The organism is Aestuariicoccus sp. MJ-SS9, assembly GCF_032586235.1.
Lineage (GTDB): Bacteria > Pseudomonadota > Alphaproteobacteria > Rhodobacterales > Rhodobacteraceae > Aestuariicoccus.
Genome location: NZ_JAWHTD010000010.1, coordinates 91,689 through 106,364 on the forward strand (window position 1 = coordinate 91,689; position 14,676 = coordinate 106,364).

Annotated in this window: 19 protein-coding genes; 12 read left to right on the forward strand and 7 right to left on the reverse strand. The window is 65.9% G+C overall.

Features of this window, described 5'->3' with window-relative positions; all coding sequences use genetic code 11:
• Window positions 1-13: 13 nt before the first annotated feature.
• A complete protein-coding gene (locus tag RXV88_RS09680) occupies window positions 14-199 on the forward strand; it encodes a hypothetical protein (protein ID WP_316292355.1) in 186 nt (61 codons plus the stop codon).
• Between the two features lie 79 nt (window positions 200-278).
• Window positions 279-449 (forward strand): hypothetical protein, encoded by a 171-nt coding sequence (locus tag RXV88_RS09685; RefSeq protein WP_316292357.1) that lies wholly within the window; start codon window positions 279-281, stop codon window positions 447-449.
• A gap of 4 nt (window positions 450-453) precedes the next feature.
• Here the strand turns inward: RXV88_RS09685 and RXV88_RS09690 are convergent, their stop codons facing one another.
• A complete protein-coding gene (locus RXV88_RS09690; RefSeq protein WP_316292359.1) occupies window positions 454-795 on the reverse strand; it encodes a Lin0512 family protein in 342 nt (113 codons plus the stop codon).
• Entirely contained in the window at window positions 795-1,136 is a 342-nt protein-coding gene (locus RXV88_RS09695; RefSeq protein WP_316292360.1) for a Lin0512 family protein, read from the reverse strand. The genes RXV88_RS09690 and RXV88_RS09695 overlap by 1 nt, the downstream gene beginning before the upstream one ends.
• A gap of 50 nt (window positions 1,137-1,186) precedes the next feature.
• Between RXV88_RS09695 and guaA the strand changes: the two genes are divergently transcribed.
• The 8 genes from guaA to RXV88_RS09735 all read left to right on the forward strand — a co-directional run bounded on the left by guaA (window position 1,187) and on the right by RXV88_RS09735 (window position 9,750).
• Window positions 1,187-2,752, forward strand: a complete 1,566-nt coding sequence (gene guaA / locus RXV88_RS09700; RefSeq protein ID WP_316292361.1) for a glutamine-hydrolyzing GMP synthase — start codon at window positions 1,187-1,189, stop codon at window positions 2,750-2,752.
• An 82-nt stretch (window positions 2,753-2,834) separates the two neighbouring features.
• Window positions 2,835-3,710, forward strand: a complete 876-nt coding sequence (locus tag RXV88_RS09705; RefSeq protein WP_316292363.1) for a DMT family transporter — start codon at window positions 2,835-2,837, stop codon at window positions 3,708-3,710.
• Window positions 3,711-3,819: 109 nt separating this feature from the next.
• Window positions 3,820-4,977: an OmpP1/FadL family transporter gene (locus RXV88_RS09710; RefSeq protein WP_316292364.1), complete on the forward strand. Its 1,158-nt coding sequence runs from the start codon at window positions 3,820-3,822 to the stop codon at window positions 4,975-4,977.
• 246 nt (window positions 4,978-5,223) lie between these two features.
• Complete coding sequence (locus RXV88_RS09715) at window positions 5,224-6,078, forward strand: ATPase (protein ID WP_316292365.1); 855 nt, start codon at window positions 5,224-5,226, stop codon at window positions 6,076-6,078.
• 141 nt (window positions 6,079-6,219) lie between these two features.
• Entirely contained in the window at window positions 6,220-7,161 is a 942-nt protein-coding gene (gene metA / locus RXV88_RS09720; protein ID WP_316292366.1) for a homoserine O-acetyltransferase/O-succinyltransferase family protein, read from the forward strand.
• Window positions 7,162-7,188: 27 nt separating this feature from the next.
• Complete coding sequence (locus RXV88_RS09725; RefSeq protein ID WP_316292368.1) at window positions 7,189-8,151, forward strand: alpha/beta fold hydrolase; 963 nt, start codon at window positions 7,189-7,191, stop codon at window positions 8,149-8,151.
• 119 nt (window positions 8,152-8,270) lie between these two features.
• Window positions 8,271-9,140 (forward strand): polyphosphate kinase 2, encoded by an 870-nt coding sequence (ppk2, locus tag RXV88_RS09730; protein ID WP_316292370.1) that lies wholly within the window; start codon window positions 8,271-8,273, stop codon window positions 9,138-9,140.
• Window positions 9,133-9,750, forward strand: coding sequence for a TetR/AcrR family transcriptional regulator (locus RXV88_RS09735; RefSeq protein ID WP_316292371.1), 618 nt, complete (start codon window positions 9,133-9,135; stop codon window positions 9,748-9,750). Before ppk2 ends, RXV88_RS09735 begins: the two co-directional genes overlap by 8 nt.
• On the opposite strand, the gene RXV88_RS09740 is transcribed toward RXV88_RS09735, so the two are convergent.
• The 4 genes from RXV88_RS09740 to RXV88_RS09755 all read right to left on the reverse strand — a co-directional run bounded on the left by RXV88_RS09740 (window position 9,747) and on the right by RXV88_RS09755 (window position 12,997).
• Window positions 9,747-10,403 carry a sulfotransferase family 2 domain-containing protein gene (locus RXV88_RS09740; protein WP_316292372.1) on the reverse strand — a complete coding sequence of 219 codons (657 nt, stop codon included), beginning with the start codon at window positions 10,401-10,403 and terminating at the stop codon, window positions 9,747-9,749. The two genes, RXV88_RS09735 and RXV88_RS09740, sit on opposite strands and share 4 nt — an antisense overlap.
• A 71-nt stretch (window positions 10,404-10,474) precedes the next feature.
• Window positions 10,475-10,963: a 30S ribosomal protein S9 gene (rpsI, locus tag RXV88_RS09745; RefSeq protein ID WP_316292373.1), complete on the reverse strand. Its 489-nt coding sequence runs from the start codon at window positions 10,961-10,963 to the stop codon at window positions 10,475-10,477.
• Window positions 10,964-10,965: 2 nt separating this feature from the next.
• Window positions 10,966-11,424, reverse strand: coding sequence for a 50S ribosomal protein L13 (gene rplM, locus RXV88_RS09750; protein ID WP_316292374.1), 459 nt, complete (start codon window positions 11,422-11,424; stop codon window positions 10,966-10,968).
• Between the two features lie 163 nt (window positions 11,425-11,587).
• Entirely contained in the window at window positions 11,588-12,997 is a 1,410-nt protein-coding gene (locus tag RXV88_RS09755) for a PLP-dependent aminotransferase family protein (RefSeq protein ID WP_316292376.1), read from the reverse strand.
• Between the two features lie 98 nt (window positions 12,998-13,095).
• Here RXV88_RS09755 and RXV88_RS09760 point away from each other — a divergent pair, with 98 nt between their 5' ends.
• On the forward strand, window positions 13,096-13,320 hold the full coding sequence (locus RXV88_RS09760) for a DUF1127 domain-containing protein (protein WP_316292377.1): 225 nt from the start codon (window positions 13,096-13,098) through the stop codon (window positions 13,318-13,320).
• A gap of 62 nt (window positions 13,321-13,382) precedes the next feature.
• On the opposite strand, the gene RXV88_RS09765 is transcribed toward RXV88_RS09760, so the two are convergent.
• Entirely contained in the window at window positions 13,383-13,802 is a 420-nt protein-coding gene (locus tag RXV88_RS09765) for a PaaI family thioesterase (RefSeq protein ID WP_316292378.1), read from the reverse strand.
• Here RXV88_RS09765 and RXV88_RS09770 point away from each other — a divergent pair.
• A complete protein-coding gene (locus RXV88_RS09770; protein ID WP_316292411.1) occupies window positions 13,793-14,644 on the forward strand; it encodes an enoyl-CoA hydratase in 852 nt (283 codons plus the stop codon). The two genes, RXV88_RS09765 and RXV88_RS09770, sit on opposite strands and share 10 nt — an antisense overlap.
• Window positions 14,645-14,676 lie beyond the last annotated feature (32 nt).

Here is a 14,676-nt window from a genome sequence, read left to right on the forward strand (position 1 = left end):
AAGGAGACATCCCATGACACGCCCCGACACCTCTTCGATCCGCCTGCGCCCCGACGGCTCCATCGACACCGCCTATTACATGGCCCGAGGCCGCGCACAGCGCAGCGAGGCCGCGCATAGGATGTTTCGTGGCTCGCCTGAGCCCGAACAGCCGCAAACGCGCGGATGGCTGCGAGGCCTGCTGACCGGCGGGCATTGAACCAGCCGCGCTCTGCGCCAGATCAATGCAGGGAGCGGCGGAAGCGGTCAGTCTGTGCACAAACCGGAAAGGAATGCGCATGGACCTCCGCAAGAAGAAAAAAGAGCTCGTGGGCCTTGTCGGCGGGATCGGCGTGGTAGTGGCGCTCGGCGGTTTCGTCGGCGGCTGGTATAGCCCGGGCACGACGATCGTCGCGACCTTCGGGGTCTGGATCGTCGGCACGCTGCTGGTGAACCTCTTTTGCGACTGAGCGATCAGGCCTCGGGCAAGGGTCTGGGCAGAAAGACCTCGACCGCAGCACTGGCCACGACCTGAACCGACCCGGTATCCGGGTCGGTGACGTCGAGACCGCCCGGCACGGCGGTCACGGTCACCCGGCCCCTCGGCAACAGATCCTTCAGCGCCGCGCAATCGACCTTTTCGGGACGCTGCGCGCCGATGGTCACCTGAACCTCGATCCGGTCCTCGGGCACCCGGGACAGAACCGGCAGCGCCGCATGGCGCAGCGCATCCTCCAGCGCGCGGCGCGCAGCCTTTGTGTCGTCCTGCCCGTGCAGGTCCACACCCATGCCCATCTCGATGATCAGCCGCTGCATCACGCCACCTCGTCGCGGAAAGAGACCGAGATCGACACATTGGCGATCACCGTCGCATTCCCCTCGCCTTCGGGGCGCGGAATGTCGAGCCCGCCCGGGACCACCTCGATCTCGGGCTGGCCATAGGGAAAGACCGCAGCCAGCGCGGCCTTGTCGACCGCACCGGGGTTCTGGACGCCCACGCGCACGCTCAGCACCATCTCGTCCTTGCCGCGCCCCATCAGCTCGGCCGCGTTGATGGAATTGCGCCACAGCGCGTCACGCAGCCCGCGCCGGGCGGCTTCGGTGTAATCGCCCCGCCTGAGCGAGCTCCCCATGCCAAATTCGGTCAACAGGCGCATCCCGGCTCTCCCCATATTGCCAATTCCGCCCGCCCTGCCTATCAGGTGCCATGACCCAAGCCCAGCATGACCGCCTTCTCATCATCGACTTCGGCAGCCAGGTGACGCAGCTGATCGCGCGCCGTCTGCGCGAGTTGAACGTCTATTGCGAAATCCACCCCTACCAGAACGTGACCGACGCCTTTCTGGCCGATTTCGCGCCCAAGGCCGTGATCTTTTCCGGCGGTCCCGATTCGGTGACGCGCGAGGGGTCCCCGCGCCCGCCGCAATCGGTCTATGAGTTGGGGGTGCCGATCCTGGGGATCTGCTATGGCCAGCAGGTGATGATGCAGGACCTCGGCGGCAAGGTCGAGGCGGGCGAGCACGCCACCGCCGAGTTCGGCCGCGCCTATGTTGCACCGACCGACACCAAATCCGACCTTCTGACCGGCTGGTTCCTGGGTGAGCGCGAGCAGGTCTGGATGTCGCATGGCGACCACGTGAGCGAGATCGCCCCGGGCTTCGAGGTGCTGGGCACCTCGCCCGGCGCGCCCTTCGCGGTGACCGCCGACCGCGACCGCGGTTTCTATGCCGTGCAGTTCCACCCCGAGGTGCACCACACCCCGAACGGCAAGACGCTTTACGAGAATTTCATCCGCATCGCCGGTTTCTCGGGCGATTGGACGATGGAGGCCTACCGCGAGCAGGCCGTCGCTCAGATCCGCGAACAGGTGGGCGACAAGAAGGTCATCTGCGCGCTTTCGGGCGGTGTCGACAGTTCGGTCGCCGCGGCGCTGATCCACGAGGCGGTGGGCGACCAGCTCACCTGCGTCTTCGTTGATCACGGGCTGCTGCGCCTGAACGAGGCCGACGAGGTGGTCGGCATGTTCCGCGACCACATGAACCTGCAGGTGATCCACGCCGAGGAGCAGGAGCTTTTCCTCGGCAAGCTCGACGGCGTGTCGGACCCCGAGACCAAGCGCAAGATCATCGGCGGGCTCTTCATCGACGTGTTCCAGAAATACGCCGACGGCATCGAGGGGGCGGAGTTCCTCGCCCAGGGCACGCTTTATCCCGACGTGATCGAGAGCGTGTCGTTCTCGGGCGGGCCTTCGGTGACGATCAAGAGCCACCACAACGTGGGCGGCCTGCCCGAGAAGATGGGGCTCAAGCTGATCGAGCCGCTGCGCGAGCTCTTCAAGGACGAGGTGCGCGCGCTCGGCCACGAGCTCGGCCTGCCCTCCAGCTTCATCGGCCGCCATCCCTTCCCCGGGCCCGGCCTCGCCATCCGCTGCCCCGGCGAGATCACCCGCGAAAAGCTCGAGATCCTGCGCAAGGCGGACGCGGTCTATATCGACCAGATCCGCAAGCACGGGCTCTACGACGAGATCTGGCAGGCCTTCGTGGCCATCCTGCCGGTGCGGACCGTGGGAGTGATGGGCGACGGGCGGACATATGACTACGCCTGCGCGCTTCGCGCGGTGACGTCGGTCGACGGGATGACGGCGGATTACTATCCCTTCACACACGATTTCCTGGGCGAGACCGCGACGCGGATCATCAACGAGGTCAAGGGCATCAACCGGGTCACCTACGACATCACCAGCAAACCGCCGGGCACGATCGAATGGGAGTGATCCGCCAGACACCGGGGCCGAAATCTTGCAAAGATTTCGGTCCGTTTTCTTTGCAAGAAAACGGCGGCGACGGAGCGCTGACGTGAACCCGACGCTCAAGGCCTGCCTGTGGATGATCGGGGCCATCGCCTCGTTCACCTCGATGGCAGTGGCGGGGCGCGCGGTCAGCCTCGATCTCGATACGTTCGAGATCATGATGTACCGTTCGTTCATCGGCATCGTCATCGTGCTGGCGGTCGGCGGCGCGACCGGCGCGCTGGGTCAGATCAGCCGTCGCAAGCCCGGTCTGCACCTGATCCGCAACCTGTCGCATTTCGCCGGGCAGAACCTGTGGTTCTACGCCATCACCGCCGTGCCACTGGCGCAGGTCTTTGCGCTGGAATTCACCTCGCCCCTCTGGGTGATCGTGCTCAGCCCGCTGGTGCTTGGCGAGCGTCTGACCCGCAGCCGCGCCATCGCCGCCGCCATGGGCTTCGTCGGCATCCTGATCGTGACCCGTCCCAGCCCCGAGACCTTCCACATCGGGCTTGTCGCCGCGGCGCTGGCCGCGGTTTGCTTTGCCGGATCGGCCGTCTTCACCCGCAAGCTCACGCGGACCGAGACCATCACCTGCATCCTCTTCTATCTCACCGTGATGCAGGCCGTCTTCGGGGTGATCTGCGCCGGCATCGACGGCGACATCGCCTGGCCTGCCACCGAAAGCTGGCCCTGGGTGGTTCTGATCGCCCTTGCCGGGCTGGTGGCGCATTTCTGCCTGACCACCGCCCTGTCGCTTGCCCCGGCCACGGTCGTCATGCCCATCGACTTCACCCGCCTGCCGATCATCGCCATTGTCGGTGTCCTGCTTTACGCCGAACCGCTCGAGCCGATGGTGCTTTTGGGCGCCGCCGTGATCTTTGCCGCCAATTACTACAATATCCTGCAGGAAACTCGCGCCACGCGTGTTACAAAAACGTGACGCTGCGTTCCGCGCGGAAAAGCTGACGTACCGTAAAAATTGACCGCATCGGACCCGTGCCGCTAACGAAAGAGCCATACGCGAAAAGCGTCCAAGGGATGAGGACACAATGAAACATACACTGACAAGCGTGGCGGCTCTCTGCCTCACGGCCTCGGCGGTTCAGGCGGGCGGCATCGACCGCTCCGGCCAGTCCATCGGCGTGATCTACAAGCCGGGCTCTTACGCCGAGCTGAGCTTCGGTTCGGTCATGCCCGAGGTGTCGGGCACCCAGCTCGTCAACATCGGCCTCTCCTCCGCCGGGGCGGACAGCGGCGAAACCATCACGCCGTACCAGCAGTTCAGCGGCGCGCTCAAGCACGATTACAGCGACCGTTTCTCGGTGGCGCTGATCTTTGACCAGCCGTTCGGCGCGGGCATCGAATACGACGCCGGCACCGGGTATTTCGCCGGCGGCGCCAGCGCGGAATTCGAAAGCAGCGCCCTGACCTCGGTCGCGCGTTACAAGTTCAACGACGCCTTCAGCGTCCATGGCGGCCTGCGCTACCAGAGGATCTCTGCCGAGGCCTTCATCCCCTACATCACCCTGCCCGCCGGCCCCCTGGCCGGCACGCCCTACGATGTCGTCGGCGAGAAGGACGACGGCTGGGGCTATCTGGTCGGCGCGGCCTACGAGCGGCCCGATATCGCGCTGCGCGTGGCGCTTACCTACAACTCCAAAATCTCGCATTCGCTCGACATCAACGAAAGCTCGGCCCTGGGGCTCGGGGTGTCGTCCAGCACCGACATCGACACGCCGGAATCGGTGAACCTCGAATTTCAGACCGGCATTGCCGCCGACACGCTGCTGTTCGGCTCGGTCCGCTGGGTCAACTGGAGCGAGTTCGACATCTCCCCCGCCGAATACAAGACCCTGACCGGGCTTCTGGCGGGCGATGCCGGATCGGCGCTGGTCGAGTACGAAAGCGACCGCATCAGCTACAGCCTGGGCGTGGGGCGGCGGTTCAACGAAAACTGGGCCGGGTCGGTCACCGTGGGCTACGAGCCGCAGAACGGCGATTTCGCGTCGAACCTCGGCCCGGTCGACGGCTACTGGAGCCTGGGCGTCGGCGCCTCCTACACCAAGGACAACATCGAGATCTCGGGCGGCGTGCGTTACGTCTGGGTCGGCGATGCGGAAACCGATGTCGGACCCTTCGCGCCCGCCGCCTCGTTCGAGGACAACTCGGCCATCGGCGTCGGCTTCAAGATCGGCGTGACGTTCTGATCCGGCCCGGCCCGGGCGTTCGCCGGGCCGGTCGAGGAAATCACCAAGACCCGTCGCCGCACCCCGGCGGCGGGTCTTTTCATTGCCCTTTCGCCGGGGACCGGACCGGCGCCAGAACATTCGCGATGGCCTCGGCACAGACGCCGGACGCCTCCCCTTGCACCCGGAAGGCCCGAAACCCAGCGTTTGACGGCACCGTCCGACCCGCGTACCACGGGGCAAAAGACCGGATGGGGGCCTGCGTTCATGCTTTACCAGACAGCCAGCGACTGGCGCGCGGCGGCGCAAAGGCGGGTCGTTCTCTTCGCCATGTCCGGGCTGGGGAAAACCCATGTCTCCAACATGTTGCGCGACAGCGGCGACTGGTTTCACTACTCGATCGACTACCGCATCGGCACCCGCTACATGGGCGAATACATCGCCGACAACGCCAAGCGCGAGGCGATGAAGGTGCCGTTCCTGCGCGATCTGCTGATGACCGACTCGATCTACATCGGTTCCAACATCACGTTCTCCAACCTCGCGCCCGTCGCGGCCTATCTGGGCAAGCCCGGCGATCCGTCGCGCGGCGGCCTGCCGATGGACATCTACCAGCGCCGGCAAGAGCAATTCCGCCGGGCCGAGATGCAGGCCCTGCTCGACACCGGCTATTTCATCGACCGCGCGCAGGATCTCTATGGCTATCCGCATTTCGTCTGCGACACCGGCGGGTCGATCTGCGAATGGGTCGATCCCGAAAACCCCGACGACCCGATCCTGTCCGATCTGGCGTCGCGCGCGCTGATGGTCTGGATCCGCGGCTCCGAGGCGCATACCGCCGAGCTGATCCGCCGCTTCGACCGCGCGCCCAAGCCCATGGCCTACAGCCCCGACTTCCTGGCCCAGGCCTGGGCGGATTACCTGGACGAGACCGGCGCGGCCGAGGCCGATGTCGACCCCGATGCCTTTATCCGCTGGACCTATGCCCGCGCACTGGCGCACCGCCAGCCGCTCTACGAGGCGATGGCGAAGAACTGGGGGATCACACTCGAGGCCGCCGACGTGGCCGCCGTCCGCTCCGAGGCCGATTTCGTCGACCTGATCGCCTCCGCCCTGCCCTAGGCGCCGCCCCGAACGTCCGGGCGATCATCCGGCCACTGCCGGAATGAAAGCGCGCGGAAGCGCGCCGCTGGATCATCCCCCGCCCGACTTGTGCACGGCCCCGGGCTGGCCTATCTCTGCACCCCAGACAGGAAGCCGCGAATGCCCATCAAACTGCCCGCCGATCTGCCCGCCTATGACGTCCTCAGCCACGAGGGCGTCATGGTCATGCCCGAGGACGCGGCCAGCCATCAGGACATCCGCCCCCTGCGGATCGGCCTCTTGAACCTGATGCCCAAGAAGATCCAGACCGAGAACCAGTTCGCGCGCCTGATCGCGGCCACGCCCCTGCAGATCGAGCTCTCGCTCATCCGCATGACCGAACATCTGACCAAGAACACCGCCGCCGAGCACATGGAGGCCTTCTACCGCCCCTTCGCCGAGGTCGCCGCCTCGGGCGAGAAATTCGACGGGCTGATCATCACCGGCGCGCCGATCGAACATCTGCCTTTCGAGGATGTCACCTATTGGGACGAGCTCACCCAGGTCTTCGACTGGACCCAGACCAACGTACACGCAACCTTCGGGGTGTGCTGGGGCGGCATGGCGATGATCCATTATTTCCACGGCGTTCCCAAGCATCTCCTGGATCACAAGGCCTTCGGCTGCATCCGGCACCGCAATTGCGCCCCCGCCTCGCCCTATCTGCGCGGCTTTTCGGACGACATGGTCATCCCCGTCAGCCGCTGGACCGAGCTGCGCCGCCCCGAGATCGAGGCGGCGGGCCTGAGCATCCTGATCGACAGCGACCAGACCGGCCCCTGCCTGGTCGAGGATCCGGACCACCGCGCGCTCTATATCTTCAACCACCTGGAATACGACAGCGACACGCTGAAACAGGAATACGACCGCGACGTGGCGGGCGGCACGCCGATCAACGTGCCCGCAAATTACTATCCCGACGACGATCCCTCGAAGACGCCGCAGAACCGCTGGCGCAGCCACGCCCATCTTCTCTATGGCAACTGGCTGTCCGAGATCTATCTCACCACCCCGTACGATATCGCGCAAATCGGACTGATGCAGACCGACCTGCGCCGGTAAGCCGGGGAAAGAACCGTGGTGCCGAAAATGCTGGGCCTTGTCCTGATCCTGACGCTGTCGGGCTGCGCGGTCTTCCTAGGATCGCGTATCGAATCGCGCGAGGAGCGCGCCGAGGACCGATTTCCCCCGCTTGGCGAATTCGTCGAGATCGACGGCACCCGCATCCATGCGCTGGTCGAGGGGTCGGGCCCCGATCTGGTGCTGATCCACGGCGCCAGCGGCAATCTGCGCGACTTCACCTTCGATCTGGTCGACCGGCTGAAGGGCCGCTACCGCGTCTTCGCCTTCGACCGCCCCGGTCTGGGCTATTCGGATCGCACCGATCCCGATTACGCCCGCCCCTTCAATGCCCGTGCCGAAAGCCCGCAGGAACAAGCCGCCATCCTTTCCCGCGCCGCGAAGGAACTGGGGGCGGAAAACCCCATCGTGCTGGGCCATTCCTACGGCGGTTCGGTGGCGATGGCCTGGGGGCTGGATCACCCGGCGGCGGCGCTGGTGATCCTCGCCGGGGCGACCATGCCCTGGCCGGGCGCGCTTGGGGCGCAATACACCGTTCTGGGCACGGGCTTCGGCGGCGCGGTGGTGCCGCCGGTGATCACCGCCTTCGCCGGGTCCGAGAGGATCGAGTCGGCGGTCGGCGGCATCTTCGCGCCGCAGACCCCGCCCGAGGGCTATATCGACCATGTCGGCGCCGGGCTGACGCTGCGCCGGTCCTCGCTGCGCGCCAACGCCCGGCAGGTCAACAGCCTGCGCCCCCATGTGGTGCGCATGTCGTCGCGCTACGACGGCCTGACCCTGCCGGTCGAGCTGCTGCATGGCGCGCTTGACGACACCGTGCCGCTTCAGATCCATTCCGGCCCGCTTGCGGGGCTCTTGCCCAATGCCAACCTCACGGTGCTGCCCGGCATCGGCCACATGCCGCACCACGCCGCCCCCGGCGAAACGCTCGCCGCCATCGACCGGGCCGCCCGGCGCGCCGGTCTGAAATAGGCGCAACGCAGTCCCGGGCTTGACCTGGGACCTTCCCCCCCGATACGGGCTTGGCGTTTGCGTTAATCCCATTAACATCCCATATTGCATAGAAGACGAGCAGTTTTGGACCCCACGATATGACCCTCCCCTTCGACGGCGCCATCAGCGCCTTTTTCAACGACGACGCCCCGGACGCGGTGCGCAACGCGCTCCGCCGTGCGGACAAGGACGATATCCTTTCGACCTCCTACCCCTATTCCGAAGAGCTCAAGCGCAAGACCTATCAGCGCGACATGGACAAGCTGCAGATCGAGCTGGTCAAGATGCAGGCCTGGGCGCGTGACACCGGCGCCCGCGTCGCCATCGTGTTCGAGGGCCGCGACGCCGCCGGCAAGGGCGGCACGATCAAACGCTTCCGCGAAAACCTCAATCCGCGCGGCGCGCGGGTGGTGGCGCTGTCGAAACCCACCGAAACCGAAGCCACGCAATGGTATTTCCAGCGCTATATCGACCACCTGCCCGCGGGCGGCGAGATCGTGTTCTACGACCGGTCGTGGTACAACCGCGGCGTGGTCGAGCATGTCTTCGGCTTTTGCACGCCCGACCAGCGCGAACACTTCTTCACCCAGGTCACGGGCTTCGAGGACATGCTGGTCGACGAGGGCATTCACCTCTTCAAATTCTGGCTCAACGTCGGGCGCGCCGAACAGCTGCGCCGCTTTCTCAAACGCGAAAGCGATCCACTCAAGCAGTGGAAGCTCAGCTCGATCGACGTCAAGGGCCTGTCGCGCTGGGACGCCTACAGCGACGCCATCCAGGAAACGCTGACGCGCAGCCACAGCGACGCCGCACCCTGGACGATCATCCGCTCGGACGACAAGAAACGCGCCCGGCTCGAGGCGATCCGGCATGTGCTGACGGCGCTCGACTATACCAACAAGGACGCCCGCGCCGTCGGCACACCCGACCCCGGCATCTGCGGCGGCCCGGATCTGTGGAATGCCTAAGCGCGGCTATCACCACGGCAATCTGCGCCAGGCGCTGGTGGATTCCGCGCTCGAGCTGATCGAAAAGAAGGGCCCCACCGGTTTTACCCTGTCCGAGGCCGCCAAGCAGGCCGGCGTCACCCCCGCCGCCGTCTATCGCCACTTCGCCGGGCGCGAGGACCTGATCGCCGAGGCCGCCCGCCAAGGCTACGAGATTTTCGTCGATGTGATGGATTACGCCTTTCAAAGCGGCCAGCCCTCGGCGCTGGCGGCCTTTGAGGCCACGGGCCGCGCCTATCTGGCCTTTGCCCGCAAGTATCCCGGCCACTACATCGCGATGTTCGAATCCGGCATCTCGATCAACCATTCGCCTGAACTGGCCGATGTGGCGGGCCGCGCCTGGGGCACGCTGGAACGCGCGGCAAAGCAATTGTCCGAACATATCCCGCCCGAAAAACGCCCCCCGGCGGCGATGTTCTCGGCCCATATCTGGGCGCTCAGCCACGGGGTGGTCGAGCTTTTCGCGCGCAATTCACCGGGGCGTCAATCGCCGTTTCCGCCCGAGGAATTGCTGGAGTCCGGGATCGGGGTCTATCTGCGCGGCCTCGGCCTGATCGAGCCGGACCACTAGGCGCGCAGACGCGCGTGCAGCCTTACATCCTCGGCATAGGTTTTCTCGATCAGTTTCCGTGTCTTGCGGGACGGCGTTAAAGCCTGACCAGAGGATTTCTTTTCCCAGAACCCGCCTCCGGAGGGCGCGGTTTCCGTCACCTCGTCGATCCAGCGAAAGACCGGATCGAGCCCGTTTTCCAGCGCGAACAGCTGGTCGCCCTCGCGGATGAACTCGACCTGCGGACGCAGGTGGTTGTCGGCGATCCAGGGATCGGCGTCCCGCGCGGCCAGCACACGAGGCACCCATTCGTCGAAGGTCAGCGACAGCTTTTCGCCCGCCACCTTGATCCGACGCGCTTTGCCGCCGCGGAACGGCCGCGCGAGCCGCTGAAACGGCTTCAAAGGCTCTGACCGCCACAGAAATTCGCTCATCAGCCGCGCCACGGGGTCGCGCAGCACCGCAAAGCGCGCGTCGAAGAAATCGGGCGCGAAAAGCTGCGAAATCACCGCCTCGTGCAGATGCTGCGGCGTCGCGGCCAGCCCGTCGGGGCGTTCGGGCGTCAGGAACGACACCGTCCCCTTGGTGCGCAGATAGGCATCCACGCTGGACCCGCCGGTCTTGGGAATATGCGCGAAATAGATCAGCCTGGTTCCGGCTTTGCAGATCGGCATGGCCCGCCCCTTCAATAACAAAAGGGGCCGCGACGAATGCGCGGCCCCCCGATGTTCCGTGACAAACGAAATCAGCGCTTGGAGAACTGGAAGCTCCGGCGCGCCTTGCGCTTACCGTATTTCTTACGCTCGACCACACGGCTGTCGCGGGTCAGGAAGCCCGCCGCCTTGAGCGCGCCGCGCAAGCTGGGATCGTACAGCTGCAGCGCCTTGGACACGCCGTGCTTGACCGCGCCGGCCTGGCCGGACAGGCCACCGCCCTTGACGGTCGCCATCACGTCGAACTGGTCCTCGGTGCCCGAAACGGTGAAGGGCTGACGCAGGATCATCTGCAGCACGGGGCGTGCGAAGTAATCCTTCATCTCCTTGCCGTTCACGGTCACCTTGCCCGAGCCCGGCTTGATCCAGACGCGGGCGACCGCGTCCTTCCGCTTGCCGGTGGCATAGGCGCGACCCAGCGCGTCGCGCACGGGCTCGCGCGGGGCGACTTCGACTTCGGGGGTGGCTTCGACACCGGCGACGTCCGCCAGCTCTTCCAGAGAATTGATCTGATCGGCCATGATTACACCCGCGTGTTTTTCTTGTTCATCGACTTGACGTCCAGCACTTCCGGCGACTGCGCCTCGTGCGGATGCTCGGCCCCGGCATAGACGCGCAGGTTGGTCATCTGGCGGCGCGCCAGGCGGTTGCCCGGCAGCATGCGCTTGACGGCCTGCGTGACCACACGCTCGGGATGCGCGCCTTCCAGGATCTGCTCCTTGGTGCGGCTCTTGATCCCGCCCGGATGGCCGGTGTGCCAGTAGAAGTTTTCCTGGCGCTTGTTGCCGGTCAGCTGGACCTTGTCGGCGTTGATGATGATGACGTTGTCGCCCATATCCATATGAGGCGTGAAGGACGGCTTGTGCTTGCCGCGCAGCCGCGTGGCGACGATCGACGCGAGACGGCCCAGAACGACGCCCTCGGCGTCGATCAGGATCCATTTCTTGTCGATGTCTGCCGGAGTCGCAGAGAAGGTTTTCATCGTGGGGTCACCCTTGGTTCAAGTTTCAGGCGCGGGAACGGCCCGGCCGAAATTCCGATGGGCGGGTTATAAACGTCGCCCGCGCACGGTCAAGCGCGATAATCCCGAATTTTATATTAGATTTCAGTGCCTTGCAAAATAGGTATCTATTTACCCCATAAAATCACACCGCGATCCGCTCAGGTGGATTGTCCAGCAGGACCCGCAGCCGTTCCAGCGCGGCCTCAAAGCTTTTCAGGCTCACGCCGCCGTTCACCGTCAGCCGGACCGCATGGGGCGGCGCGCCTTCTCGGGTGGCGAAATCCTCGGCCGTGCGGATGCGGACGCCCTCGGCCTCGGCGGCGCGGGCGAAGGTGCTGGCGCGCCAGCCCGCGGGCAGGGTCAGCCAGACGAACTGGACGTCCTCGCGCCAGTTCAGATCGTAGCGTCCCAGGATGTTGACCATCGCGCGCACATAGCCCGCCACGGCGCGACGCACTTCCCGCAGCAGATGCGGCGTGTCGGGGTGATTCAGCAGCAGCGCGGCCACATCGGTGATCGGCGTCGCCAGACCGAAGAACCCGTGCTCGGCCGCGCGCCGAAGCCGCGCCGCCTGTTCCTCGGGGGCTATGGCGAAACCGAACCGAAGCGCCGGCGTCACGGCCTTGGACAGCGACGACACATACCAGCCCCGCTCGGGCGCCAGCGCGCGAAACGAGGGCCCGTGCACCGGACCCAGGCGATAGCAATCGTCCTCCAGGATCTGCAGGCCGCACCGCCGCGCCACCTCGGCCAGCGCCTCGCGCCGGGCGGTGGGCATGCAGATCAGCGTGGGGTTCTGGACCTCTGCCGACAGGCAGACGAGCTGCGCCCCGGTGCGGCGCGCGATCTCTTCCAGCGCGTAGGGAATCATCCCCTGCGCGTCCATCGGCACCGACACGACCTCGGCGCGCATCAACTCGGCCGCGCGGCGAAAGCCGGGATAGGCCAGTTCCTCGATCAGCACCACGGGCCGCCGCCCCTCCAGCACCGCCTGCATCACCATCGTGATCGCGCTTTGCCCGCCGTGCGACAGCACCACGTCCTCGGCGCCGAACCGCCCGAGCACCGGTTCGGACAGATACCGCGCGACCGCCTCGCGGGCGGGCAAGCAGCCGCTGTGGGTCGGGTAATGCATGATACCAGACGGCGGATCCTGAGCCACCTGCGCCAGCAGCGTTCGCACCAGCCGCGCCTGCCCGACATTGGGCAGATGCGGCGAAACAAGATTGACCTCGTAGACGTCGCCGCCCTGGCCATGGGGCACCGCATCGACGTCGACCCAAGGGTCGGCGCCGCGCTCGGGCCGTGGTTGCGACACAAAGGTGCCGCGGCCGACCTCGGCCTGCAGCAGGCCCTCGTCGGTCAGGATCGTATAGGCCCGCGCCACCGTGCCCGGCGTCATCCCCAGCCGCCACGCCAGATCGCGCACCGGCGGCAGCCGTTCGCCAACGTCCAGCCGGCCCTGCGACACGCCCCGGCGGATCGCCTCGGCCACGGCGCGGTATTTCGGGCCATGGGCCTCGGTCTCATAGAGATCCAGAATTGTATCCATCACAATGCTTACCTCGACAGCATTACAATCCGTATTGTACGGTATCTTTGTACCGATGAGCGTACGATTGTGTCAATACAATTCACGAGGAGCTTCCCATGGCACAGACCACACAAACCCCGCTGCTGGCCGCACTCTCGGCTTCCCCCCGCCTGCCCGCCCTGTCGGTTCTGGCGCTGCGCGTGGCCGTGGTCATCGCCAAGTGGAGCACGCATAACCGCACCCGCGTGGCATTGGGCGATCTGGACGATCATCTGTTGCGCGACGTCGGGCTGGACAGACGGACGGCCTTCGTCGAATCCCGGCGGTGGTTCTGGCAATAACTGCCGCCTCCTTCATACTTCCTGGACTGGGCGCGGGCCTTCCCGCGCCCCTTTTTTTGCCCTTACCGCCGGGGCGGAATCGCATAGGTCAAGGACGCATGCGCGACCGGCTCGCGCCCGCCCTCTGAATACAGCAGAACATCCGTCACGCTCAGGCTGCGCCCCAGCTTCAGCACCCGCGCCTCGGCCAGCACGTCGCGGCCCGCCTCGGGCTTGCGCATGAAGTCGATGGAACAATGCGTCGTCACCGTCAGCGCCTCGCGCCCGATGCGCGCCATCGTGGCCACATAGGCCGCCACATCCGCCAGGCTGAACATCGCCGGGCCCGACACCGTGCCGCCCGGCCGCAAATGCCGGTCGTGCGCATGCAACCGCATCACCAGCAGTTCCGCATCCATCCGGTCGATCCCGAACATACCCTCGACCTGCGGGAAAACCTCGGTCAGAAAGGCCTCCATTTCGGGGATCGTGAATTTCAGCATGCACACCTCCTGCGCTCGCGCTAGACTTCACCCAAACACGACCGGAGAACAAGATGCCCCTGCTCAACCGCACCGACACCGACCACATCGCGCATCTGCACATGAACGCGCCCGAACGGCTGAACGCGCTCAGCGACGAAATGCTCGCCGCGCTGCAAGAGCAGATCGACGCCCTCAAGGACGACCGCCAAATCCGCGCGGTGATCCTGTCGGGTGCGGGCAAGGCGTTCTGCGCCGGGCATGATCTCAAGCAGATGACCGCCGGGCGGCAGGCCGAGGACGGCGGGCGCGCCTATTTCGCCGATCTCTTCAAGCGCTGCAGCCGGGTAATGACGGGGCTGCAATCCCTGCCCCAGCCGGTCATCGCCCGGGTCCACGGGATCGCCACCGCCGCGGGCTGCCAGCTGGTCGCCTCCTGCGATCTGGCCGTCGCGGCCGAGGGCACGCGCTTCGGCGTCAACGGGGTCAACATCGGGCTCTTCTGCTCGACGCCCATGGTGGCGCTCAGCCGCAACATCCCGCGCAAACACGCCTTCGAGATGCTGACCACCGGCGCCTTCATCGACGCCGCCCGCGCCGCCGAACTGGGGCTGGTGAACCGCGTCGTCCCGCCGCAGGACCTCGAGAAGAGCGCGGTCGCGCTCGCCGAGACGGTCGCGGCGAAATTGTCCGCCGCGGTCAAGATCGGCAAATCCGCCTTCTACGACCAGCTGCAGATGCCGCTAGATCAGGCCTATGCCTTCACCGGCGAGGTCATGGTCGAAAACATGCTCTGGCGCGACACCGAGGAAGGCATCGCCGCCTTCCTCGAAAAGCGCCCGCCGGACTGGCAGGGCAGCTGACGCCCCCGTGACAAGGCGGCGCGCAGCCGCTA